Genomic DNA, 24,367 nt, shown 5'->3' with positions numbered 1-24,367 from the left:
CCCGCCCTTGCCACCTGCCGCCCGGTGACGGCTCGCCCAACGACACCCTTACCACCTGCCGCCCGGGGCCCCGCTGGGGCCCCTTCCCCCCTGCCGTCCGCATGGCGAGCGACCCGACGGCGCCCTTCCCGCGCTGCCGTCCCGCCTACAGTGGATGAGGAGTTCCGGCGTCTTCAGGGGGTGCCGACGTGGCGAACGGCGGACCGGTCCAGCACGGCTACCCGCACCTGGAGACGGTGCGGGCCGCCATCACCGCGCTGTACCGGCGCCTGTCCCGCGACACCATCGAGACGTTCTCGGCCAGCGTGGCCCCGGCCGACGTGGCCTTCTGCGACACCGACGACCTGCATCTGGGTGCGCAGCGCGTGGCCCGGGAGATCGTGCGGCACTTCCGGCTGCCGGACGCGCGGCTGATCGTCGGCTTCCGGGAGATGACCCACGCGGCGAACGTCGAACTGGCGGCGGGCCCCGAGTACTTCGTCGAGCTGAACGACCGGTTCCGCACCCACCGCAGGGACATCGGCGCCGCGCTCGCCCACGAGGTGGCGCACGTCTACCTGCACCGCCTGGATCTCGCCTTCCCCACCACGGCGGAGAACGAGATCCTGACGGACACGGCGACGACCTACCTCGGCGCGGGCTGGCTGCTGCTGGACGCCTACCGGGAGGACGGGGTCTCGTCGCAGAAACTCGGCTATCTCACCCCGGAGGAGTTCGGTTACGTCCTGGCCAAGCGGGCCCTGCTGTTCCAGGAGGACCCGTCGGTGTGGTTCACCAGCCCCCAGGCCTACACCGCCTACGTCAAGGGGATGGCCCGGGCCCGCCAGGACGAGCAGCAGCCGCCGCTGACCGGGGCCGGCTGGGCGGGCCGCCGCCGCTACGCCCACGACCGCCGGCACGTCTCCGGCGCCCCGCCGACGGCCCCGTACTCCTTCGCCCCCGACAGCGGCGGCCACCTCGGGGTGACCTTCCCGTGTCCGACCTGCCACCAACGGATCAGGGTGCCGGTGCGGGGGCGGGTACGGGCGCGGTGCGGGTTGTGCCGGACGGTGCTGGAGTGCGACACGTAGCTTCAGCGCCCTTCACCGCCGTACCCCTTTGCCCCATGAACGCCCTGTCAGCCCGCGTGTTCCGACACCGCCCGCCGCGGAAGCGCCGCGCACAGCACGCCGCACCCCACGAACATCCCGACGACCCACGGCATCGCCCCGTCGAGCGCCCCGCCGAACCCCTCCCCCACGGCTCCGAAGAACACCGTGCCGATCACGGCCGCCCCCAGCGCGCCCCCGAACTGCTGAGCCGTGGAGAAGATCCCGGACGCTCCCCCGGCCAGCTCCCCCGGCACCGCCGACAGCACCACGTTCACCAAGGGCACCACCAGGAACCCGAGCCCGGCCCCAGCGAGCACCAGCCCCGGTACCAGCGGCCACGCGCCCGCGTGGACCGCCGGCGCGTCGTCGATCGCGGCCCACACCCAGCCGAACCCACCGGCCATCAGCAGCGCCCCGGCGCCGAGCACCAGCCGCCCGTACTTCACGGCGAGCCCGTCCGCGACGGGCGCGGTCAGGAACCCGCCGGCCGAGAACGCGACGGTGACCACCCCGGCCTGGAGCGGGGTGTACCCCTCGCCGCCCTGCAGCCAGACCGCGAAGACCAGGAAGAAGCCCTGCATGCCGAGGGAGAAGAGCAGCTGGACGAGCACGCCCACGGAGAACGCGGGGAGAGCGAACGCGCGCGCGGGCAGCAGCGGCACCGTGCCCGGCCGGTGCCGCCGGGCCTCGTACACGCCGAGCCCGGCCACGGTCGCCGCGCCCGCCGCGAGGCAGATCCAGCCCCACAGCGGCCAGCCGTTCTCCCGGCCCTGCACCAGCGGCAGCACGATCGCGACCAGTCCGCCGGCCAGGAGGAGACTGCCGAGGGCGTCCGGCCGCCCCGCCGACCGTTCGCGTGTGGTCGGCACCAGGACGAGCCCGCCCACGAACGTCGCCACCGCGACCGGCACGTTGACCAGGAACACCGAGCGCCACCCCCAGCCGAACAGATCGGCGTCGGTGAGCACCCCGCCGAGCAGCAGCCCGACGGCCGAGGCGAAGCCGGCTACGGCGCCGTACATTCCGAAGGCGGCCCCGCGCTCCTTGCCGTGGAACAGGGTGCGGAACGAGCCGATCACCTGCGGCACGAGCACGGCCGCCAGGACGCCTTGGACGGCCCGGGCGGCGATCAGCTGCCCCGGTGACTGGGCGATGCCGCACGCCAGGCTCGCCAGCCCGAAGCCCGCCGTACCGGCGAGGAAGAGCGGCCGGCGGCCGACGCGGTCACCGAGGTGGCCGGAGACGATCAGGGCCGCCGCGAAGCCCAGCAGGTAGGCGGAGACGACCCATTGCAAGTCGCTCGCCGAGGCGTGCAGGTCGCGGCTGATGGACGGGACCGCGACGTTGACGATCGTGGTGTCCAGCAGGTCCATCAGGGCCGCGATCATCATCACGACGGCGGCGGCCCAGCGGCGAGGGTGGGGTTCCGCGGCGGTCGGCGGGTGTGCGGTGGCGGTCGTGGACATGGGTGTCCCCCTCGGCTCGGGTTATTTCGTTCGGCCGAACGAAAGAGTTGCACCGATACGCCTGCCCCCGCAAGTACTTAGTTCGACCGAACGAACTACTTGCTAGTCTGAGTCCATGACCGAGGGAGACGAGAAGCGGGACGAGACGCTCCGGCGCCTGATGGAGGTGGGCCGCGTCCACAGCGGCGTCACCGTGATGTTTCATTCGGCGATCGCCGCGAAGCAGGGCCTGAACGCCACGGAGGAGAAGACCCTCGATCTGCTGGAGCGGCACGGCCCGCTCACCGCGAAGGACCTGGCCCGGCTGACCGGTCTGGCCCCCGCATCCGTCACCGGCCTCGTCGACCGCCTGGAGACCAAGGGCTTCGCCCGGCGGGTCGCCCACCCGACGGACAAGCGCCGGGTGCTGGTCGAACTGAACCAGGAGAAGATCGGCGAACTCGCCGTCTTCTTCGAGGACTGGGCGCGCGACATCGTGGCGGCGTGCGAGGAGTTCAGCACGGAGGAGCTGGAGACGGTGGTGCGCTTCCTGACGGTGATGGCGGAGCGGCAGCGGGAGGCGGCGGCGCGGCTCAGCTCACAGGCCGTCGCGCGGCCCGGCTCGTAGGCCGTCGCGCCGCCCGGCCCGCACGCCACCGGGTGGGAGGCGCGGGCGGGGCCCCTACGCCCCGTACACCCGCCCCGGCGGCTCCGCCTCCGCCAGCAGCTTCCGAGCCGCCTCCCCCGCCTCCGCCGGTGTCCAGCGCGCACCCTTGTCGGCGGTGGGGCCGGGGCGCCAGCCCTCCATGACGGTGATCCGACCGCCCTCGGTCTCGAACACGCGGCCGGTCACACCCGCGCTCCCGGCCGAGCCGAGCCAGACGACGAGCGGGGAGACGTTCTCGGGGGCCATGGCGTCGAAACCGGCGGCCGGGGCCGCCATGGTCGCGGCGAAGGCACGTTCCGTCATGCGGGTGCGGGCGGCCGGTGCCACGGCGTTGACCTGGACGCCGTAGCGGGCCAGTTCGGCCGCCGCGACCAGGGTGAGCCCGACGATCCCGGCCTTGGCGGCGCTGTAGTTGCCCTGCCCGACCGAGCCCAGCAGGCCGGCCCCGCTGCCGGTGTGCACGACCCGGGCCACCGGGGTCCGCCCGGCCTTGGTCTCGGCCCGCCAGTGCGCGGCCGCGTGCCTCAACGGCAGGAAGTGGCCCTTGAGATGGACGCGGATCACGGCGTCCCAGTCGTCCTCGCCGAGGTTGACCAGCATCCGGTCGCGCAGGAAACCGGCGTTGCTGACGAGCGTGTCGAGCCGGCCGTACGTCTCGACGGCCGTGCGGATCAGGCCGGCCGCGCCCTCACCGGTGGCGATGTCGGCGCCGTGGGCGACCGCGTCACCGCCCGCCGCCCGGATCTCGGCCACGACGGCGCCCGCCGGCCGCCCGGCGTCCGGGGCGCCGTCGAGGGCGACACCCAGATCGTTGACGACGACCCGGGCGCCCTCGGCGGCGAACGCCAGGGCGTGGGCGCGGCCGAGCCCCCGGCCCGCCCCGGTGACGACGACGACCCGGTCCGCACAGATTCCGCTCATCTCAGCTCTCTTTCCCTTGGATCGACGCGTCGGGGACATGAGGGGCGGCGGCGTTCCAGGAAGGCCGGCCGTTCCCCGCCGCCGTGCACATGCAGGCTCGCCCCGCTGATGTAGGCGGCGGCGTCGGAGGCGAGGAAGACGGCGGCGGCACCGACGTCGGCGGGGAGGGCCAGCCGGCCCAGCGGGACGGTGCGCGAGACGGCGGCGACGCCGTCGGGGCCGCCGTAGTGCAGCGGGGCAAGGTCGGTGTGGACCATGCCGACGACCAGGGTGTTGACGCGGATCTCCGGCGCCCACTCCACGGCCATGGAGGCGGCCAGGTTCGCGAGCCCGGCCTTGGCCGCGCCGTAGGCGGCGGAGCCCGGCGAGGGCCGGTTCCCGCTGACGCTGCCGACCATCACGATGGAGCCCCTGGCGCGCCTGAGGTGGTCGTAGGCGGCGAGGGACGCGGTCAGCGGGGTGACCAGGTTCAGCTCGATGACCTTGGCGTGCCGTTCGGCGTCGGCGTCGGCCAGGTGCCGGTACGGGGTGCCGCCGGCGTTGTTGACGAGCACGTCCAGCCGGGGCAGTCCGGCGAAGAAGGCCCGGACGGCGGGCGGGTCGCGCAGGTCGAGGGGTACGAACTCGACCCCGTCGCAGGGCTGTTCGGGCGGTCTGCGGGCGCAGGCCAGCACCCGGGCGCCCGCCTCGGCGAAGGCCCGGGCGATCCCCGTGCCCACCCCCCGGGTGCCGCCGGTGACCACCACGGTGCTGTCGCGCAGTGAGGTGCGCTCAGAGCCGTCGCCTGGACGACCGTTACCTACAGGGGCGTCGCCTGCAGAACCGTTGTCCACAGGGCCGTTGTCCACAGCAGCGCGGTTGTCCACAGGGCCTCCCGCTTGTCCGTGACCACTGCTAGCTTCGAAGCCTCGTACCTAACAAATGTTTGGTGGAAAGGTAGCTGATGCGCCCATGGGTGTCTCCCGTTCGTCCCCGGAAAAGGGGATTTCCGTAGTCACCGTCGACTACCCGCCGGTCAACGCGCTGCCGGTGCGCGGCTGGTTCGACCTGGCCGGTGCCGTGCGCGCGGCCGGCCGGGACCCGGAGATCCGGTGCGTGGTCCTGACCGCCGAGGGGCGGGGGTTCAACGCGGGCGTGGACATCAAGGAGATACAGGCGGCAGGGCAGGAGGCGTTGATCGGCGCGAACCAGGGCTGCGCGGAGGCCTTCGCGGCGGTCTACGAGTGCGAGACACCGGTCGTCGCGGCGGTGCAGGGCTTCTGCCTGGGCGGTGGGATCGGCCTGGTCGGCACCGCGGACGCGGTGGTGGCGAGCGAGGACGCCGTCTTCGGGCTGCCCGAGCTGGACCGGGGTGCCCTGGGCGCGGCGACCCATCTGGCCCGGCTGGTCCCACAGCACCTGATGCGCGCCCTGTACTACACCGGGCGCACGGCGAGCGCCGCCGAACTGCACGGACATGGCTCGGTCTGGCGGGTGGTGCCGCGCGCGGAACTGGCGGGGGCCGCGCTGGAGCCGGCCCGGGAGATCGCCGGCAAGGACGGACGGCTGCTGCGCATGGCCAAGGCGGCCATCAACGGCATCGATCCGGTCGACGTGCGCCGCAGCTACCGCTTCGAACAGGGCTTCACGTTCGAGGCCAACCTCAGCGGCCTGGCCGACCGGGTCCGCGACACGTTCGGAAAGTCCGGGGACTCCGGGAAGAAGGGGGTGTAGATGGGCGACAAGACGATGACCGCCGAGGAGGTGGTCTCCCGGCTGGCGAGCGGCATGACCCTCGGCATCGGCGGCTGGGGTTCCCGCCGCAAGCCGATGGCGCTGGTCCGGGCGCTGCTGCGGTCGGACATCGGCGATCTGACGGTCGTCTCGTACGGCGGCCCGGACGTCGGCATGCTGGCCGCCGCCGGCCGGATCCGCAAGCTGGTCACCGCCTTCGTCACCCTGGACTCCATCCCGCTGGAACCGCACTACCGGGCGGCGCGCGAGCGCGGCGGCTTCGCGCTGAGGGAGGTCGACGAGGGGATGTTCCAGTGCGGGCTGCGGGCTGCGGCGCAGCGTCTGCCGTTCCTGCCGGTGCGGGCGGGACTCGGCTCGGACGTCATGCGGGTCGACCCGGACCTCAGGACGGTGACGTCTCCGTACGCGGACGGGGAGACGCTCGTGGCCATGCCCGCGCTGCGGCTGGACGCGGCCCTGGTGCACGTCAACCGCGCCGACCGGCTGGGCAACGGACAGTACCTCGGCCCGGACCCGTACTTCGACGACCTGTTCTGCGAGGCGGCGGACGCGGCCTACGTCTCCTGCGAACGGATCGTGGACACGGCCGAGTTGGCCAAGGTGGCGGCCCCGCAGTCGCTGCTGCTCAAGCGGCTGGCGGTGACCGGTGTGGTGGAGGCGCCGAACGGCGCGCACTTCACCTCCTGCGCACCGGAGTACGGCAGGGACGAGGAGTTCCAGCGGCGGTACGCGACCACGCCCTGGCCGGAGTTCGCCGCACGGTTCCTCGGCGCGGACGAGGCCGCCTACCGGGCGGCGGTCCGGGGCTGGCGGAAGGAGGAGGAGCGGTGAGTGCCACCCGTGCCGAGTACTGCGTGATCGCCTGCGCCGAGGCCTGGCGGGGCGCCGGGGAGGTCCTGGCGAGCCCGATGGGTCCGATCCCGTCGCTGGGCGCGCGGCTGGCCCGGCTCACCTTCGCACCGGACCTGCTGCTGACCGACGGCGAGGCCCTGCTGGTCCGCCCGGACGGCACACCGGAGGGCTGGCTGCCCTACCGGCAGCACCTGGAGCTGGTGGCGGGCGGCCGGCGGCACGTGATGATGGGCGCGAGCCAGCTCGACCGGTACGGCAACCAGAACATCTCCTGCGTGGGCGACTGGGCGCACCCCCGCAGACAGCTCCTCGGAGTGCGCGGCGCGCCGCTCAACACGCTGAACAATCCGACGAGTTACTGGGTGCCCAGACACTCCCGGCGGGTGTTCGTGGAGCGCGTGGACATGGTGTGCGGGGTGGGGTACGACCGGGCGGCCGGGCTGGGCGGCGCGGCCCGCTTCCATCACCTCGCGCGGGTCGTCACCGACCTCGGCGTCTTCGACTTCGCCACGCCCGACCACTCGATGCGTCTGGTCTCGGTGCACCCGGGGGTGAGCGTGGAGCGGGTGCGGGAGGCGACCGGGTTCCCGCTGGCCGTGGCGGACGACGTGCCGTTCACCCGGGAGCCCGAGGCGGAGGAGGCGCGGCTGATCCGTGAGGTGCTGGACCCGGCGGGGGCACGCGCGCGCGAGGTGCCGGAAGGGACGGGGAGCTGATGGAGACCGCGCTCACCCGGCTGGTCGGGGTCCGCCATCCGGTCGTGCAGACGGGGATGGGGTGGGTGGCCGGGCCGCGTCTGGTCTCGGCGGCGGCGAACGCCGGCGCGCTCGGCATCCTGGCCTCCGCCACGATGCCGCTCGACCGGCTGCGGGAGGCGATACGGGAGGTGCGGTCCCGTACGGACGCGCCGTTCGGGGTGAACCTCCGGGCCGACGCGGGCGACGCGCCGGACCGGGTGCGGATCCTGCTGGAGGAGGGCGTCCGGGTGGCCTCCTTCGCCCTGGCCCCCTCCGCCGAGCTGATCGCCGAGCTGAAGGCGGCGGGCGTGGTGGTGATCCCGTCCGTCGGTGCCCGGCGGCACGCCGAGAAGGTGGCGGCCTGGGGCGCGGACGCGGTGCTCGTGCAGGGCGGCGAGGGCGGGGGGCACACCGGCGAGGTGGCGACGAGCGTGCTGCTGCCGCAGGTGGTGGACGCCGTGCGGATACCGGTCGTGGCGGCCGGCGGCTTCTTCGACGGGCGGGGGCTGGTGGCGGCGCTGGCGTACGGGGCGGCCGGGGTGGCGATGGGCACACGGTTCCTGCTGACGTCCGACTCGACGGTGCCGGACGTGGTGAAGGCCAGGTACTTGGCGGCGACGGTCCGGGACGTCACGGTGACCCGGGCGGTGGACGGACTGCCGCACCGGATGCTGCGCACCGACCTGGTGGCGGCGCTGGAGCGGTCGGGCCGGATACGCGGCTTCGCGCACGCGGCACGGCGGGCGGCCGGCTTCCGGCGGCTGTCGGGGCTCACCTGGCGGCAGTTGGTCCGCGACGGCCTCGCCCTCCGGCACGGCAAGGAGCTGTCCTGGGGTCAGGTGCTGCTGGCCGCGAACACGCCGATGCTGCTGAAGTCGGCGATGGTGGACGGCCGTACGGATCTGGGGGTGATGGCGGCGGGACAGGTCGCCGGGGTGATCGACGACCTGCCGTCGTGCGCGGAACTGGTGGAGCGGATCATGAAGGAGGCGGAGGAGGTGCTGGCCGGACTGACGGAGTTGAGAGCGGACCGGTGACGGTCACGTGTCGCACCGTCCCGCCGTGGCGTCACGAGCGTTCGCTGAGCTCGACCCGGCCGCCACCCCGGCGCCACCCCCTTCCCGGCCCCGGCCCCGACTCCGGCTCCGGCTCCGGCTCCGGCCCCGGCACAGCCGTACGCCGAAGCTCACCCGGCGCCGCCCCACCGCAGCGTCACAGCCGTTCGATGATCGTCACGTTGGCCTGGCCGCCGCCCTCGCACATGGTCTGGAGGCCGTAGCGGCCGCCAGTGCGTTCCAGTTCGTGCAGGAGGGTCGTCATCAGCCGGGCGCCGGTCGCGCCGAGGGGGTGGCCGAGGGCGATGGCGCCGCCGTTGACGTTGACCTTGCCGGGGTCGGCTCCGGTCTCCTTCAGCCAGGCGAGGACGACCGGCGCGAAGGCCTCGTTGATCTCCACGAGGTCGATGTCGTCGAGGGTCAGACCGGTCTTCTTCAGGGCGTGCGCGGTGGCCGGGATGGGCGCGGTGAGCATGCGGATGGGGTCCTCGCCGCGTGCGGAGAGGTGGTGGACGCGGGCGCGCGGGCGCAGTCCGTGGTCGCGTACGGCCCGTTCGGAGGCGAGCAGCAGGGCCGCGGCCCCGTCGGAGACCTGGGAGGAGCAGGCGGCGGTGACCGTGCCGCCGTCGAGGACGGGGCGCAGGGCGGCCATCTTCTCCGGGGAGGTGTCCCGGCGGGGGCCCTCGTCCACGGTGACCTGGCCGCAGGGGACGGTCTCGCGGGTGAAGCGGCCGGTGTCGATGGCCCAGATCGCGCGCCGGTGCGAGCGCAGGGCGAACTCCTCCTGCTGTTCGCGGTCGATGCCCCACTGGGCGGCGATCATCTCGGCGCCGGCGAACTGGTTGACGGGCCGGTCGCCGTAGCGGGCGCGCCAGCCGGTGCTGCCGAGGAAGGGGCCCTCGGTCAGGCCGAGGGGGACGGCGGCCTGCCGGGAGGCGAAGGCGATGGGGACCTGGGACATGTTCTGCACCCCGCCGGCGACCACCAGGTCCTGGGTGCCGGAGAGCACGGCCTGCGCGGCGAAGTGGACGGCCTGCTGGGAGGAGCCGCACTGCCGGTCGACGGTGACGCCGGGCACCTCTTCGGGGAGGCCCGCGGCCAGCCAGCAGGTGCGGGCGATGTCGCCGGCCTGCGGTCCGACCGTGTCCAGACAGCCGAAGACCACGTCGTCCACGGCGGCCGGGTCGATCCCGGAGCGCTCCACCAGCGCGGTGAGCACCCGCGCGCCCAGGTCGGCCGGGTGGACCGCGCCGAGTCCTCCCCCGCGCCGCCCGACCGGTGTGTGGACCGCTTCGACGATGTAGGCCTCGGCCATGGCAACTCCCTCTGTAGGAAAGGTGCTATTCGCGTACGGCGATCCCGTCCAGGACCATCGACAGGTACTGGCGGGCGATCTCCTCGGGGCTGTGCTTGCCGCCGGGCCGGTACCAGGAGGCGGCGACCCACACGGTGTCGCGGACGAACCGGTAGGTGAGCCGGACGTCGAGGTCCGCGCGGAAGACCCGCCCGGCGACCCCGCGTTCCAGCGTGCTGAGCCAGGCGTTCTCGAACCGGCGCTGGGACTCGGCGAGGAAGGCGAACCGGTCCTGGGCGACGAGTTGTTTGCTCTCCTTCTGGTAGATCGCGACGGCCGCTCGGTGCCGGTCGATCTCCCGGAAGGACTCGGTGACCAGCGCCTCCAGCGTCTCGCGGGGCCCGAGTCCGGAGGCGAGGACGGTGTCGTAGCCGTCCCAGAGCTCGTCGAGGAAGGTCCGCAGGATCTCCTCGAGCATCGACTCCTTGGAGTCGAAGTGGTAGTAGAGGCTGCCCGCGAGCATCCCGGCGTGGTCGGCGATCCTGCGGACGGTGGTGGCGTTGTAGCCGTGCTCGGCGAAGACCTCGGCTGCGGTGCTCAGGAGCTCTCCGCGCCGGGCCGCTGCCGCGGTCACCTGGGGCTTCTTCTTGGTCGGCACGCACCCATTGTGGTCTGCCCGCCCGTCAGGGGTGCTGGCTGCTGACGGCGACGACCTCGCCGGTCAGGTAGGAGGAGTAGCCGGAGGCGAGGAAGACGATCACGTTGGCCACCTCCCAGGGCTGCGCGTACCGGCCGAAGGCCTCCCGTCGGGTCAGCTCGGCGAGCAGTTCGGCGGAGGTAACCTTCTCCAGGTGGGGGTGCATGGCGAGGCTGGGGGCGACCGCGTTGACCCGCACGCCGTACGCGGCGGCCTCGACGGCCGCGCAGCGGGTCAGTGCCATCACACCGGCCTTGGCGGCGGCGTAGTGGGCCTGTCCGGCCTGGGCGCGCCAGCCGACGACGGAGGCGTTGTTGACGATCACCCCGCCGCCGTCACGCATGGCGCGCAGGGCGGCCCGGGTGCAGCGGAAGGTGCCGTTCAGGGTGACGTCCAGGACCCGGTTCCACTGGTCGTCGGTCATGTCGACGAGGGCCGAAGTGCCGCCGAGCCCGGCGTTGTTGACGACGACGTCCAGCCGTCCGTGCGCGGCGACGGCCGCGTCGAACATGGCCCGCACCTGGGTCTCGTCGGTGACGTCGCACGGCACCGCAGCGACCGCGCCGGGGAACTCCCGGCCCAGCGCGGCCTCGTGCTCCTTCAGCCGGCGCGGGTGGGCGTCGCTGATCAACACCCGGGCGCCCTCCTCCAGGAAGCGGCGCGCGGTGGCTCCGCCGATGCCGGTGCCGGCCGCCGCGGTGATGACGGCGGTGCGCCCGCGCAGCAGTCCGTGCCCGGGGACGTAGGCCGGGCTCTCGACGCCTGTCATGGGGTCACGCTAACCTACCAAACACTTGTTAGGGAAGGTGACCGGCGCGGAAGGAAGGCGGCGACCGTGGACCTGACGCACTCTCCGGCCGACGAGGAGTTCCGCGCCGCGGCCCGGTCCTGGCTGGCGGCGCACGTGCCGCGTACGCCGCTGCCGTCCCTGGAGACGGAGGAGGGCTTCGCGGCCCACCGCGCGTGGGAGGCCGAACTGGCCGCGGGCCGCTGGTCGGTGGTGTCGTGGCCGGAGCGGTACGGCGGCCGTGCGGCCACCACCTTCGCGTGGCTGGCGTTCGAGGAGGAGTACTGGGCGGCGGGCGCGCCCGGCCGGGTCGGCCAGAACGGCGTCAGCCTGCTCGCGCCGACCCTCTTCGCGTACGGCACGGAGGAGCAACGCGCGCGTGTGCTGCCGCCGATGGCCACCGGTGAGGTGGTCTGGGCGCAGGCCTGGTCGGAGCCGGAGGCGGGCTCGGACCTCGCCGCGCTCAGCTCACGGGCGGTGCGGGTGGACGGCGGCTGGCGCTTGCGCGGGCAGAAGACCTGGTCCTCGCGGGCCGCGTTCGCGGACCGGGCCTTCGGCCTCTTCCGCAGCGATCCGGACGCTCCCCGGCGGCACGAGGGGCTCACTTACCTGATGTTCGACCTGCGGGCCCCCGGCGTCACCGTCCGCCCGATCGGCCGCCTGGACGGCAAGCCGGCCTTCGCGGAGCTGTTCCTGGACGACGTGTTCGTCCCGGACGAAGACGTGATCGGCGAGCCGGGCCAGGGCTGGCGGATCGCGATGTCCACGGCGGGCGACGAACGCGGACTCACCCTGCGCTCCCCGGGCCGCTTCCTCGCCTCCGCCGCCCGGCTGCGCGACCTGTGGCGGGCCCAGGGCTCGCCCGGGCACGCCCGCGCCCGGGTGGCCGACGCCCTGGTCGCGGCCCGCGCCTACCAGTTGTTCACCTACGCCGCCGCCTCCCGGGTCCTGGACGGCGCCCGGCTCGGGCCGGAGTCCAGCATGAACAAGGTGTTCTGGTCCGAGCTGGACCTCGCCCTGCACGAGACGGCGCTCGATCTGCTGGGCGCGGAGGGCGAACTGGCGGACGGCGCCTGGTCCGAGGGGTACGTCTTCTCCCTGGCGGGGCCGGTCTACGCGGGCACGAACGAGATCCAGCGGGACATCGTCGCCGAGCGGCTGCTTGCCGGGGCGACCACACGCGCGGGCGCGCGCTGTGGTCGCGGATCGCCGAGGTGGGGGTGTTCGGCCTGGCGGTGCCGGAGGAGTACGGCGGGCTGGGGCCGCGCCCGGTGGAACTGTCCGTGGCGTTCGTGGAGTTGGGCCGTCACGCCGTACCCGGTCCGCTCGCGGAGACGGTCGCGGCGGCCGTACTCCTCGGCGAGCCCCCGCTGGCCGGGCGTTTCCTGCCCGGGCTCGCGGCCGGGACGGACGTGGCGACCGTGGCGGCGCCCACCGGCTACGCCCTCGACGGCGACGCCGCGTCCCTCCGCCTGGCCCCGGCCGCCGACGGCCTGTACCTGTCCACGGCCGCTCCCGGCCCCGTGCGCCGCTCCCTGGACCCGGCCCGCCGGCTGACCCGGCTCTCCCCCGCCGGTGAACTCCTCACTCCCGGCGCGCCGTACGACCGAGCGCTCGTCTGGGCCCGCCTGGCCACCGCCGCCCAGGCCCTCGGCGTCGGCCTCGCCCTGCTCGACCGGACCGTGGCCTACGTGCAGCAGCGCACCCAGTTCGGTGTCCCCGTCGGCTCCTTCCAGGCCGTCAAACACCGCCTGGCCGACGCGAAGACCGCCCTGGAGTTCGCCCGCCCGCTGCTGTTCGGCGCGGCGGTGTCCCTGCGTCCGGCCGAGGTGGCCGCCGCCAAGCTCACGGCGTGCGAGGCGGCGTACCGGACGGCTCGTACGGCGCTGCACCTGCACGGCGCGATCGGGTACACGGCGGAGTACGACCTGTCCCTGTGGCTGACCAAGGCCCGGGCTCTGCGCTCGGCGTGGGGGACGCCCGAGGAGTGCCGGGACCTGGTGCTCGCGGACGGGCTCTAGGGGAGGGTGGTGGATCGGCGCGGGGCCGTGTCCCGGTCCGGCCGTACGACGCCCGCCGCGCGCGCGGCCGTGAGCCACCTCGGGAACTCGCCGACGAGACGGTCGTACAGTTCGGCGTCGGAGACCCGGCGCGGGTCCTGGCCGGCGTGGAAGAAGCCGGCGTTGTCCACGATCCGCTTGCCGGGGACCGCCAGTTCGTCCAGCTTGCGCAGGAACTCGAACTGCCGGCTGCCCGGGTCGCCGAAGCCGACGAACTGCCAGAACAGCGGGAGTCGAGCGGCCTTGCAGAGATAGCGTTCGGCGGCGAGCTTGTTGATCGGGCCGCCGTCGGTCTGGAAGACGACGAGGGCGGGGGCGGTGGCGCCGCTGTCCAGGTAGTGGTCGATGACGGCGTCCATCGCCAGGTGGTAGCTGGTCTTGCCCATGTGGCCGAGCCCGGCCACGATCCGCTCGATGCGACCCTCGTGTCCGGCGAGGGCGATGTCGGTGACCGCGTCGACGTCCGTGGAGAAGAACACGACGGGCACCCGGCCGTCGTCGTCCAGGTGCGCGGACAGGCCCAGCACGCGGTCGGCGAGCGCCTGCACGCTGCCGTCCTGGTAGTACGGCCTCATCGAGCCCGAGTGGTCGACCACGAGGTAGACGGCCGCCCGCAGCCCGTCCAGGCCGTGCTTGCGCAGCGACACCCCCGCCGACCGGTAGGCGCCGACCAGCGCGGGCGCGGTCTCCTCCACCTTGCGCAGACTGATCGCGGCCATGGTCTCCCCCCTCGGCTGTTCCGGCGCCCGAGCGTACCCGTACGACGTACATGCGACGACGCCTGCCCAGTCGTCCGGTCGGGGACAGGCGGGCAGGCGCCGTTCATGTTCCGTACGCCTTTGTACGGGACGTCTTCGACGGACCCGGGGTCCGTCGTGCGCGTCAGACCGCCAGGGCGCGGTCCGTCGGGCGGATCGGGGCCGGCAGGTCGCTGGCTCCGGTCAGGAAGCGGTCGACTCCGCGGGCGGCCGAGCGGCCCTCCGCGATCGCCCACACGATGAGGGACTGGCCGCGGCCGGCGTCACCGGCGACGAACACACCCGGCACGTTGGTCTGGAAGTCGGCGTCGCGGGCGATGTTACCGCGTTCGTCGAGCTCCAGGCCGAACTGCTCCACCAGGCCGTTCTCCCGGTCGGTGCCGGTGAAGCCCATCGCGAGCGTCACCAGCTGGGCCGGGATCTTGCGCTCGGTGCCGGGCTTCTGGGTGAGCTTGCCGTCGATGAACTCCACCTCGGTGAGGTGCAGCCACTGCACGTTGCCGTCCTCGTCGCCCTCGAAGTGGGTGGTGGAGACGGAGTAGACCCGCTCGCCGCCCTCCTCGTGGGCCGAGGTGACCTTGTAGAGCATCGGGAAGGTCGGCCAGGGCTGGTTCGTCGGGTGCCGCTCGTCGTTCGGGCGGGGCATGATCTCCAGCTGGGTGACGGAGGCCGCGCCCTGCCGGTGGGCGGTGCCCACGCAGTCCGCGCCGGTGTCGCCGCCGCCGATCACGATGACGTGCTTGCCCTCGGCCGAGACCGGCGGGGTGACGTAGTCGCCCTCCTGCACCTTGTTGGCCAGCGGCAGGTACTCCATGGCCTGGTAGATGCCCTTGAGCTCGCGGCCGGGCACCGGCAGGTCACGGGCGGTCGTCGCGCCGACGGCCAGGACGACGGCGTCGTACCGCTTCTTCAGGTCGGTCGCCTTGAGGTCGCGGCCGATCTCGATGCCGGTGCGGAACCGGGTGCCCTCCGCGCGCATCTGCTCGATACGGCGGTTGATGTGCCGCTTCTCCATCTTGAACTCGGGGATGCCGTACCGCAGGAGGCCTCCGACGCGGTCCGCGCGCTCGTAGACGGCGACGGTGTGGCCGGCCCGGGTCAGCTGCTGGGCGGCGGCGAGGCCCGCCGGGCCGGAGCCGATGACCGCGACCGTCTTGCCGGACAGGCGCTCGGGGATCTGCGGGGCGACGTCCCCGGTCTCCCACGCCTTGTCGATGATCGAGACCTCGACGTTCTTGATGGTGACCGGCGGCTGGTTGATGCCCAGCACGCACGCCGACTCGCAGGGGGCCGGGCAGAGGCGACCGGTGAACTCCGGGAAGTTGTTGGTCGCGTGCAGCCGCTCCTGGGCGGCCGCCCAGTCCTCGCGGTAGGCGTAGTCGTTCCACTCGGGGATCAGGTTCCCCAGCGGACAGCCGTTGTGGCAGAACGGGATGCCGCAGTCCATGCAGCGGCTGGCCTGCTTGCTGATGATCGGCAGCAGGGAGCCGGGGACGTAGACCTCGTTCCAGTCCTTGACCCGCTCGTCGACGGGGCGGGTCTTGGCGACCTCACGGCCGTGGTTCAGGAAGCCCTTGGGGTCAGCCATTGATCGCCGCCTCCATCATCTTCTCGGTGATCTCGGTCTCGGTGAGACCGGCTCGCTCGGCGGCGTCCTTGGCGGCGAGCACTGACTTGTACGTGCTGGGGATGATCTTGCTGAACCGCTCCGCGGCCGTGTCCCAGTCGGCGAGCAGCTTCTCGGCGACCGTCGAGCCGGTCTCCTCGGCGTGACGGCGCACCACGTCGTGCAGCCACTGCTTGTCGGTGTCGTCCAGCGCCTCGACGGACCCGGCGTTGCCGGCGTTGACGTTGTCGCGGTCGAGGTCGATGACGTAGGCGACACCGCCGGACATGCCCGCGGCGAAGTTGCGGCCGGTCGGGCCGAGGACGACCGCGTGACCGCCGGTCATGTACTCGCAGCCGTGGTCGCCCACGCCCTCGGAGACGACCAGCGCGCCGGAGTTGCGGACGCAGAACCGCTCACCGGTACGGCCGCGCAGGAACAGCTCGCCGCCGGTGGCGCCGTAGGCGATGGTGTTGCCCGCGATGGTCGAGTACTCGGCGAGGTGGTCGGCCGCCCGGTCCGGGCGGACGATGATCCGGCCGCCGGACAGGCCCTTGCCGACGTAGTCGTTGGCGTCGCCCTCCAGGCGGAGCGTGACACCGCGCGGCAGGAAGGCGCCGAAGGACTGGCCGGCCGAGCCGGTGAAGGTGATGTCGATGGTGTCGTCGGGCAGGCCCGCGCCACCGAACTTCTTCGTCACCTCGTGGCCGAGCATGGTGCCGACCGTGCGGTTGATGTTGCGGATGGCGACCTGGGCACGCACCGGCTGCGCCTCGGTCGCGTCGTTCGCGGCCAGCGCGTCGGCGGCGAGCTTGATCAGCTCGTTGTCCAGGGCCTTCTCCAGGCCGTGGTCCTGGGCGATCAGCCGGTGGCGGACGGCGCCCTCGGGCAGGTCCGGCACGTGGAAGAGCGGCTCCAGGTCCAGGCCCTGCGCCTTCCAGTGGTCGACCGCGCGCTCGACGTCCAGCACCTCGGCGTGGCCGACGGCCTCCTCGATGGAGCGGAAGCCCAGCTCGGCGAGGAGCTCGCGGACCTCCTCGGCGATGAACTGGAAGAAGTTCACGACGTACTCGGCCTTGCCGGCGAAGCGGTCGCGCAGGGTCGGGTTCTGGGTGGCGATGCCGACCGGACAGGTGTCCAGGTGGCAGACGCGCATCATCACGCAGCCGGAGACGACGAGCGGAGCGGTCGCGAAACCGAACTCCTCGGCGCCGAGCAGCGCGGCGATGATCACGTCGCGGCCGGTCTTGAGCTGGCCGTCGGTCTGGACGACGATGCGGTCGCGCAGGCCGTTGAGCAGCAGGGTCTGCTGGGTCTCGGCGAGGCCCAGCTCCCAGGGGCCGCCCGCGTGCTTCAGCGACGTCAGCGGGGAGGCACCCGTACCACCGTCGTGACCGGAGATGAGCACGACGTCCGCGTGCGCCTTGGACACACCGGCCGCGACCGTGCCGACACCGACCTCGGAGACCAGCTTCACGTGGATCCGCGCCTGCGGGTTCGCGTTCTTCAGGTCGTGGATCAGCTGGGCCAGGTCCTCGATGGAGTAGATGTCGTGGTGCGGCGGCGGGGAGATCAGGCCGACGCCCGGCGTCGAGTGACGCGTCTTGGCGACCCACGGGTAGACCTTGTGGCCGGGCAGCTGGCCGCCCTCGCCGGGCTTGGCGCCCTGGGCCATCTTGATCTGGATGTCGTCCGCGTTGACCAGGTACTCGGAGGTCACGCCGAAGCGGCCGGAGGCGACCTGCTTGATGGCGCTGCGCCGAGCCGGGTCGTACAGGCGCTCCGGGTCCTCGCCGCCCTCACCGGTGTTGGACTTGCCGCCCAACTGGTTCATGGCGATGGCGAGGGTCTCGTGCGCCTCCTTGGAGATGGAGCCGTACGACATCGCGCCCGTCGAGAACCGCTTGACGATCTCGGAGACCGGCTCGACCTCCTCGACCGGGATCGGCTGCCGGTCGGACTTGAAGCCGAACAGGCCGCGCAGCGTCATCAGGCGCTCGGACTGCTCGTTCACGCGCTCGGTGTACTTCTTGAAGATGTCGTACCGGCCGGTGCGCGTGGAGTGCTGGAGGCGGAAGACCGTCTCCGGGTCGAACAGGTGCGGCTCGCCCTCGCGGCGCCACTGGTACTCGCCGCCGATCTCCAGCGCGCGGTGCGCCGGGGCGATGCCGGAGGCCGGGTAGGCCTTGGCGTGGCGGGCGGCGACCTCCTGGGCGATGACGTCGATGCCGACGCCGCCGATCTTGGTGGCGGTGCCGTTGAAGTACTTCTCCACGAAGGTCTCGTCCAGGCCGACGGCCTCGAAGACCTGGGCGCCGCGGTAGGAGGCGACGGTGGAGATGCCCATCTTGGACATGACCTTCAGGACGCCCTTGCCGAGGGCGTAGATCAGGTTCTTGATGGCCTGCTCGGGCTCGATGCCGTTGATGAAGGTGCCCGCGCGCAGCAGGTCCTCCACCGACTCCATCGCCAGGTACGGGTTGACGGCGGCGGCGCCGTAGCCGATGAGCAGGGCGACGTGGTGGACCTCGCGGACGTCGCCGGCCTCGACCAGCAAGCCCACCTGGGTGCGCTGCTTGGTGCGGATGAGGTGGTGGTGGACGGCCGCGGTGAGCAGCAGCGACGGGATCGGCGCGTGCTCGGCGTCGGAGTGCCGGTCGGACAGGACGATCAGGCGGGCGCCGTTCTCGATCGCCGCGTCGGCCTCGGCGCAGATCTCCTCGATGCGGGCGGCGAGGGCCTCACCGCCGCCGGAGACCCGGTACAGGCCGGACAGCGTGGCGGCCTTGAAGCCGGGCATGTCGCCGTCGGCGTTGATGTGGATGAGCTTGGCCAGCTCGTCGTTGTCGATCACCGGGAAGGGCAGGGTGACCGAGCGGCAGGAGGCTGCCGTCGGCTCCAGCAGATTGCCCTCGGGGCCCAGCGACGAGCGCAGGGAGGTGACCAGCTCCTCGCGGATCGCGTCCAGCGGCGGGTTGGTGACCTGCGCGAACAGCTGGGTGAAGTAGTCGAAGAGCAGCCGCGGGCGCTCGGACAGGGCCGCGATCGGCGAGTCCGTGCCCATGGAGCCGATCGGCTCGGCGCCGGTGCGGGCCATCGGGGCGAGGATGACGCGCAGCTCCTCCTCGGTGTAGCCGAAGGTCTGCTGGCGGCGGGTGACCGAGGCGTGGGTGTGGACGATGTGCTCGCGCTCGGGCAGGTCGACCAGCTCGATCTCGCCGGCTTCCAGCCACTCGGCGTACGGCTTCTCCGCGGCGAGGGACGCCTTGATCTCGTCGTCCTCGATGATGCGGTGCTCGACGGTGTCGACGAGGAACATCTTGCCGGGCTGGAGGCGGCCCTTGCGGACGACCTTGGCCGGGTCGATGTCGAGGACGCCGACCTCGGAGCCGAGGACGACGAGACCCTCGTCGGTGACCCAGTAGCGGCCGGGGCGCAGACCGTTGCGGTCGAGCACGGCGCCGACCTGGGTGCCGTCGGTGAAGGTGACGCAGGCCGGGCCGTCCCAGGGCTCCATCATCGTGGAGTGGAACTGGTAGAAGGCGCGCCGGGCCGGGTCCATGGAGTCGTGGTTCTCCCACGCCTCCGGGATCATCATCAGCACGGAGTGCGGCAGCGAACGGCCGCCGAGGTGCAGCAGCTCCAGGACCTCGTCGAAGGAGGCGGAGTCGGAGGCGTCCGGCGTGCAGACCGGGAAGATGCGCTCGATGGCCTTCCCGTCGGAACCGAACAGGTCGGAGACGAGCTGGGACTCGCGGGCGCGCATCCAGTTGCGGTTGCCCTTGACGGTGTTGATCTCACCGTTGTGCGCGACGAAGCGGTACGGGTGCGCGAGCGGCCACGACGGGAAGGTGTTCGTGGAGAACCGGGAGTGCACGAGCGCGATCGCGGAGGCGAAGCGGCGGTCGGACAGGTCCGGGAAGAAGGGCTCGAGCTGGCCGGTGGTCAGCATGCCCTTGTAGACGATCGTCCGGGCGGACAGGGACGGGAAGTAGACCCCGGCCTCGCGCTCGGCGCGCTTGCGCAGCACGAAGGCCTTGCGGTCCAGCGCGATGCCCTCGCTGGCGCCGTCGGTGACGAAGATCTGCCGGAACGCCGGCATGGTGGAGCGGGCGGTGGCGCCGAGCAGCTCGGGCGCGACCGGGACCTCACGCCAGCCGAGGACGGTCAGCCCCTCGTCGGCGGCGATCGTCTCGATCCGTGAGACGGCGTCCTCGGTCCCGTCCTCCGGGAGGAAGGCGATGCCTACGGCATAGGAGCCGGCCGCGGGAAGGTCGAAACCGGCCACTTCGCGGAGGAAGGCATCCGGCACCTGCGAGAGGATGCCCGCGCCGTCGCCGGAGTCGGGCTCGGAGCCGGTGGCACCACGGTGCTCCAGGTTGCGCAGGACGGTGAGGGCCTGCTCGACCAGGGTGTGGGACGCCTCGCCGGTGAGGGTGGCGACGAAACCGACGCCGCACGCGTCGTGTTCGTTGCGGGGGTCGTACATACCCTGCGCAGCAGGGCGAGCATCCATGAACGACCAGTTCTGGCCATTCGCGGAATGCTGGGACGGCTGGCGCGGCGTACGCATCGGCTCTCCCGTCGTCGTCATGTGGCATGTGGCAAGTGCCGAGGGACGACGTTGGCCCTCTGCGAGATCTGCGATGAGATCAAAATTTCGTGCAGGTTACATGATGGAGCGGTTCTCGGGAACCGGAAACACCGTTCCAACATGCGGACGCCGCGGTCGCGGCGGAGGTGCCGCGCGGACGCGGCGGGGTGCCGTGCGATGGCGGCGCCGTGCCGTCCGAGGACGGCGGTGCCGTGCGGTGACGGCGGGGGCCGCGCGGTGGCGGCCGACGTTTTGTGGGGGACCGTCGCGGACAAGATCGGTCGGATCGGCGTCCGGCGGCCCGAAGGGGGTCCGGGGCGAGCGTCATCGCCCACCCCGCGGGGGTGCGGCAGGCGTCATTGCCCACAGCGCGTACGGCTCATGCCCGCTGGTAAACGACTCGAAACCCACGAGTAACGGTTACTTATGCGGCCCATCGCATACGTACCGGTCGCTCTATCCTACGGCCGTTCCGAACAGGCTGCCCAGGGCGTACGTCACACCGGCCGCCGCACCGCCGAGCGCGAGCTGCCGCAGACCACTGAACCACCAACTGCGCGCGGTCACCCTGGCCACGACGGCACCACACGCGAAGAGCCCGACGAGAGCGAGCAGGACGGCGGGCCACAGCACGGTCGCGCCGAGCAGGTACGGCAGCACGGGCAGCAGGGCACCGAGCGCGAACGACCCGAAGGACGAGACGGCGGCGACCAGCGGCGAGGGCAGATCGCCGGGGTCGATGCCCAGCTCCTCGCGGGCGTGGATCTCCAGCGCCTGCTCCGGATCCTTGGAGAGCTGCCGGGCGACCTGCCGGGCCAGTGCCGGCTCGACCCCGCGGGCCACGTACAGCGCGGCCAGCTCGTCCTCCTCGTCCTGCGGATGCCTGCGCAGCTCGCGGCGCTCGACGTCGAGTTCCGCCTCGACCAGTTCCCGCTGGGAGGCAACGGACGTGTACTCGCCGGCCGCCATGGAGAAGGCGCCGGCGGCGAGCCCCGCGAGGCCGGTGATGACGATGGTGTGCTGGCTCACGGCCCCGCCGGCCACGCCCGTCATCAGGGCGAGGTTGGAGACGAGACCGTCCATGGCGCCGAAGACGGCGGGCCGCAGCCATCCGCCGTTCACATCGCGGTGCGTGTGGTTGTCACGGTGCGCCTCGTGCAGCGCGGCCTCGGTTTCGATGATGGCCATCCGGGCCCCCCAAGGAAGCTAAGCCAAAGCTAACTTTGGACGAGTTCTACTTTTCGACAACACAGAACTTACGCTCATCATTTCGCCCGCGCCAGCAAGGAAAGGCTCGGCTAACCTGCGGGTTCTTCCTTAAGTGCTCAGATGTGCGAATATCAGCTCAGATGCCGACCGGGTGACAGAGCCCCACCGTCGGCTCACGCGGCCGCCTCCCGTGGGACACATCCGCAAAGGGTCCCCGCGCGACCCCGCCGAAGGAGGCCGCCCATGGCATCGACCGCCTGCACTCCCCCGGCCCCGGCGCCCGGTGAAGCCCCCGGACTCCGTGAGCGGGCCCGGGGCGCGCTGCTCGGCCTGGCCGTCGGGGACGCGCTGGGCGCACCGGCGGAGAACCTCAGGCCCTCCGAGATCCGCGCCCGCTGGGGCCGGATCACCGGATACGTCAGCGAGCAGCCGTCCGGCACGGACGACACCGAGTACGCGATCTTCTCCGGTCTGCTGCTGGCCCAGCACGGCTCGGCGCTCACCCCGGAGCACGTCGAGGCGGCCTGGCACGAGTGGATCGCCGACCGGGCCGAGGGGCCCTTCCGCGGCGCCGGCTTCAGCGAGCGCGGCACGCTGGAGAACCTCCGCCGTGGTCTGGCCGCCCCCATCTCGGCCCAGCACCGGCACGCCTGGAGCGACGGGCTGGCGATGCGGGCGGCACCCTTCGGGGTCTTCGCCGCCGGGCGACCCGCCGAAGCGGCCCGGCTGGTGGCCATCGACGGTTCCGTCAGTCACGAGGGCGAGGGCATCTACGGCGGCCAGGCGGTCGCGGCGGGTGTGGCGGCGGCGATGACCGGCGCTGCGGTCCCGGTGGTGATCGCCTCCGCGCTCGCGGTGATCCCGGACGACTCCTGGACGGCTCGCTCCCTGCGGCGCGCGGTGGCGGTGGCGCATCGCGGCGAACGCGCGGTCCGCTCCGCGGTCGTCATCGGCGGCTACCCCTGGACCGACCTGGCCCCGGAAGCGGTCGCCCTCGCCTTCGGCGCGTACGCGGCGGCCGACGGCGACTTCCGGGAGGCGGTCCTGACGGCCGTCAACATGGGCCGCGACGCGGACACGACGGCGGCGGTGGCGGGCGCCCTCTCCGGCGCGACCCAGGGCCTCTCGGCGATCCCGCCCCACTGGTCCGCGGCGATCGGCCCGGCCCGGGGTCGCTGCCTGCCGTCCATCGCCGGCCACCACGTACGGGAGATCGCGGAACTCCTGGTGACGGCGGCGGAAGGGAGCACGGGAGGGGTGGAGACCGGGGCGGTGGAGAAGCGGGAGGTGATCACGGCTGGGGCGGCGGAGAAGAGGGAGCTGATCGCCGCTGAGCCGCCGGTGACGTTGGCCGCGGTGCTGCCGGGGGCCGTGGCGGAGGCGGCGCGGGTGGCAGTCGAGAGTGTGGTGCGGCCACTCCCGGCCGAACTCCTCCCACCCTCTGCCCCAGCGACCCAGCCGACCGAACTCCTCCCACCCCCACCCCCCACCATCCAGCCGACCGAACTCCTCCCATCCCGGCCCCTCACCACCCAGTCGACCGAGTCGGGTGGTGGGTGGGCGGGGGATCGGGGGTCCGGCGGGCGGAGCCCCTTGGTGGGGGACGGCAAGGCGGGGCGACCGGCCGGCGGGCGGAGCCCCCTGGTGGGGGCCGGGCATGCCGGGCGACCGGACGGCGAGGGGCGAGGGGCCATCCGGCGAAGCCCCCTCACCGGGCGACCGGACGGCGAGGGGCGGCCATGACTGCGCGCCGTATCGAGGGCCTCCTCCTCGGCCTGGCCGCCGGAGACGCCGCCGGCTGGCCCGCCGCCCGGCACCGCGCCGCCCGCATGCCCGAGTGGACCCGTCGTCTCACCCGGGAACTGGACACCTTCGCCGAGCAGAACGCCACCACCACCCTCCCGGTGCCGATCGCCCTCAACCAGTCCCCCGAGCCCCTCCGCCTCGGCCCCTCCGACGACGCCGAGTGGGCGGCGTTCGCCGCGGAGGCGGTCCTGCGCGCCGGCGACGACGACGTCCTGGGCGACCTCAGCCGGGCCCGCCGTATGCGCGCCGCCATCGACCTCACCTGGACCGCCGTGGCCTCCGAGGTCGCCGCCGCGGCGGACCGCGCCCCGGAGGTCGAGTCCGCCGTACTGCCGCTGCGCGCCCGCATCTCCGTCCGCGCCGGCCTCGGCAACCTCGCCACCGGCCTGCGCCCGCCCGCCACCGGCCACGACAACCCGCACTACTTCGACGACGCGGCCTGCGTCCGCGCCTGCGTCCTCGCCGTGGCCCACCCCGGTGATCCGGAACAGGCCGCCGCGCTCGCCGAGTTCGACGCCCGCTACACCCAGGACGGCGACGGCGTGCACGGTGCGCGGGCGATGGCGGCGGCCCTCTCCCTCGCCCTCGCCGACGCGGACACCGACGCCTGCGTGACCGCCGCGCTCGCCGAACTCCCGGCGGACACCGAGATCGGCCGCAACACCCGCCACGCCCTCGCCCTGGCCGAGGACAGCGAGTCCGCCTTCGCCCTCGTGCCCCTCCTGGAACACCAGATCGTCGACCACGTCTACAGCTACGGCATCGCCGCCGCGGAGACCGTCCCCGTCGCGCTCGCCCTGGCCACCGCCGCCCGGGGCCGGATCGCCGAGGCCGTGCCGGCCGCCGCCTGCCTGTCGCGGGTCGCCGACTCCGCCCCCGCCCTCGCCGGCGCGCTCACCGGCGCCCTCGGCGGCGGCGCGGCCGTCCCCGAGACCTGGCGGGACGCCTGCCGCGTCCTGCCCGGCTGCACCCTGCCCCGCCTCACCGGCACCGACCTGGTGGAACTCGCCGGACTCCTGGAAGCCGCACAACCGGCCCGCCCAGGAGGATGATT

Annotated in this window: 17 protein-coding genes and 3 pseudogenes; 10 read left to right on the top strand and 10 right to left on the bottom strand. The window is 73.0% G+C overall.

The features are described from left to right. The first annotated feature begins 188 nt into the window (after positions 1-188). A complete protein-coding gene (locus tag OO52_RS07320; RefSeq protein WP_030642171.1) occupies positions 189-1,070 on the top strand; it encodes a hypothetical protein in 882 nt (293 codons plus the stop codon). A 47-nt stretch (positions 1,071-1,117) separates the two neighbouring features. Here the strand turns inward: OO52_RS07320 and OO52_RS07315 are convergent, their stop codons facing one another. Next, positions 1,118-2,557 (bottom strand): MFS transporter, encoded by a 1,440-nt coding sequence (locus tag OO52_RS07315; protein WP_030642169.1) that lies wholly within the window; start codon positions 2,555-2,557, stop codon positions 1,118-1,120. Positions 2,558-2,672: 115 nt separating this feature from the next. Between OO52_RS07315 and OO52_RS07310 the strand changes: the two genes are divergently transcribed. Further along, on the top strand, positions 2,673-3,164 hold the full coding sequence (locus tag OO52_RS07310; RefSeq protein ID WP_030642168.1) for a MarR family winged helix-turn-helix transcriptional regulator: 492 nt from the start codon (positions 2,673-2,675) through the stop codon (positions 3,162-3,164). Between the two features lie 54 nt (positions 3,165-3,218). On the opposite strand, the gene OO52_RS07305 is transcribed toward OO52_RS07310, so the two are convergent. Together OO52_RS07305 and OO52_RS07300 are read right to left on the bottom strand one after the other, a co-directional pair. Further along, the gene (locus OO52_RS07305) at positions 3,219-4,124 is read right to left on the bottom strand and encodes an SDR family oxidoreductase (protein ID WP_030642166.1); all 906 of its coding nucleotides are present in this window, start codon (positions 4,122-4,124) and stop codon (positions 3,219-3,221) included. Next, a complete protein-coding gene (locus tag OO52_RS07300) occupies positions 4,121-4,885 on the bottom strand; it encodes an SDR family oxidoreductase (protein ID WP_030937324.1) in 765 nt (254 codons plus the stop codon). Before OO52_RS07300 ends, OO52_RS07305 begins: the two co-directional genes overlap by 4 nt. A gap of 190 nt (positions 4,886-5,075) precedes the next feature. Between OO52_RS07300 and OO52_RS07295 the strand changes: the two genes are divergently transcribed. The 4 genes from OO52_RS07295 to OO52_RS07280 are packed head-to-tail and all read left to right on the top strand — an operon-like array spanning position 5,076 to position 8,484. Continuing rightward, positions 5,076-5,837 (top strand): enoyl-CoA hydratase family protein, encoded by a 762-nt coding sequence (locus tag OO52_RS07295; protein WP_030642162.1) that lies wholly within the window; start codon positions 5,076-5,078, stop codon positions 5,835-5,837. Next, a complete protein-coding gene (locus tag OO52_RS07290) occupies positions 5,838-6,689 on the top strand; it encodes a CoA transferase subunit A (RefSeq protein ID WP_030642160.1) in 852 nt (283 codons plus the stop codon). Next, on the top strand, positions 6,686-7,426 hold the full coding sequence (locus OO52_RS07285) for a CoA-transferase subunit beta (protein WP_037628786.1): 741 nt from the start codon (positions 6,686-6,688) through the stop codon (positions 7,424-7,426). Before OO52_RS07290 ends, OO52_RS07285 begins: the two co-directional genes overlap by 4 nt. After that, positions 7,426-8,484 carry an NAD(P)H-dependent flavin oxidoreductase gene (locus tag OO52_RS07280; RefSeq protein ID WP_030642158.1) on the top strand — a complete coding sequence of 353 codons (1,059 nt, stop codon included), beginning with the start codon at positions 7,426-7,428 and terminating at the stop codon, positions 8,482-8,484. Before OO52_RS07285 ends, OO52_RS07280 begins: the two co-directional genes overlap by 1 nt. A gap of 175 nt (positions 8,485-8,659) precedes the next feature. Here OO52_RS07280 and OO52_RS07275 read toward each other — a convergent pair whose 3' ends face one another. The 3 genes from OO52_RS07275 to OO52_RS07265 are packed head-to-tail and all read right to left on the bottom strand — an operon-like array spanning position 8,660 to position 11,262. Next, entirely contained in the window at positions 8,660-9,817 is a 1,158-nt protein-coding gene (locus OO52_RS07275; RefSeq protein ID WP_030642156.1) for an acetyl-CoA C-acetyltransferase, read from the bottom strand. Between the two features lie 25 nt (positions 9,818-9,842). Continuing rightward, positions 9,843-10,454 carry a TetR/AcrR family transcriptional regulator gene (locus tag OO52_RS07270; protein ID WP_030642154.1) on the bottom strand — a complete coding sequence of 204 codons (612 nt, stop codon included), beginning with the start codon at positions 10,452-10,454 and terminating at the stop codon, positions 9,843-9,845. A gap of 25 nt (positions 10,455-10,479) precedes the next feature. Continuing rightward, entirely contained in the window at positions 10,480-11,262 is a 783-nt protein-coding gene (locus OO52_RS07265; RefSeq protein ID WP_030642152.1) for an SDR family oxidoreductase, read from the bottom strand. Between the two features lie 66 nt (positions 11,263-11,328). Between OO52_RS07265 and OO52_RS07260 the strand changes: the two are divergent. Continuing rightward, positions 11,329-12,444 (top strand): annotated as a pseudogene (locus OO52_RS07260) (acyl-CoA dehydrogenase family protein); the annotation flags it as partial. Positions 12,445-12,446: 2 nt separating this feature from the next. Beyond that, positions 12,447-13,301, top strand: a pseudogene (locus OO52_RS07255) (acyl-CoA dehydrogenase family protein); the annotation flags it as partial. Here the strand turns inward: OO52_RS07255 and OO52_RS07250 are convergent. The 4 genes from OO52_RS07250 to OO52_RS07235 all read right to left on the bottom strand — a co-directional run bounded on the left by OO52_RS07250 (position 13,298) and on the right by OO52_RS07235 (position 21,486). Then, positions 13,298-14,059, bottom strand: a complete 762-nt coding sequence (locus OO52_RS07250; protein ID WP_030937327.1) for a vWA domain-containing protein — start codon at positions 14,057-14,059, stop codon at positions 13,298-13,300. The pseudogene OO52_RS07255 and the gene OO52_RS07250 sit on opposite strands and share 4 nt — an antisense overlap. Positions 14,060-14,222: 163 nt before the next feature. Beyond that, positions 14,223-15,686, bottom strand: coding sequence for a glutamate synthase subunit beta (locus tag OO52_RS07245; protein WP_030642146.1), 1,464 nt, complete (start codon positions 15,684-15,686; stop codon positions 14,223-14,225). Beyond that, a complete protein-coding gene (gene gltB, locus OO52_RS07240) occupies positions 15,679-20,277 on the bottom strand; it encodes a glutamate synthase large subunit (protein WP_199819924.1) in 4,599 nt (1,532 codons plus the stop codon). Before gltB ends, OO52_RS07245 begins: the two co-directional genes overlap by 8 nt. Positions 20,278-20,754: 477 nt before the next feature. Continuing rightward, positions 20,755-21,486 carry a VIT1/CCC1 transporter family protein gene (locus tag OO52_RS07235; protein WP_030642142.1) on the bottom strand — a complete coding sequence of 244 codons (732 nt, stop codon included), beginning with the start codon at positions 21,484-21,486 and terminating at the stop codon, positions 20,755-20,757. A 264-nt stretch (positions 21,487-21,750) separates the two neighbouring features. Here OO52_RS07235 and OO52_RS07230 point away from each other — a divergent pair. Together OO52_RS07230 and OO52_RS07225 are read left to right on the top strand one after the other, a co-directional pair. Beyond that, positions 21,751-22,753 (top strand): annotated as a pseudogene (locus OO52_RS07230) (ADP-ribosylglycohydrolase family protein); the annotation flags it as partial. 493 nt (positions 22,754-23,246) lie between these two features. Continuing rightward, positions 23,247-24,365: an ADP-ribosylglycohydrolase family protein gene (locus tag OO52_RS07225; protein WP_030642139.1), complete on the top strand. Its 1,119-nt coding sequence runs from the start codon at positions 23,247-23,249 to the stop codon at positions 24,363-24,365. Positions 24,366-24,367: the final 2 nt, after the last annotated feature.

Source organism: Streptomyces flaveolus (assembly GCF_000716535.1).
Lineage (GTDB): Bacteria > Actinomycetota > Actinomycetes > Streptomycetales > Streptomycetaceae > Streptomyces > Streptomyces flaveolus_A.
The sequence above is the reverse complement of the archived record's forward strand: the minus strand, read 5'-3'. Positions and strand labels throughout refer to the sequence as shown.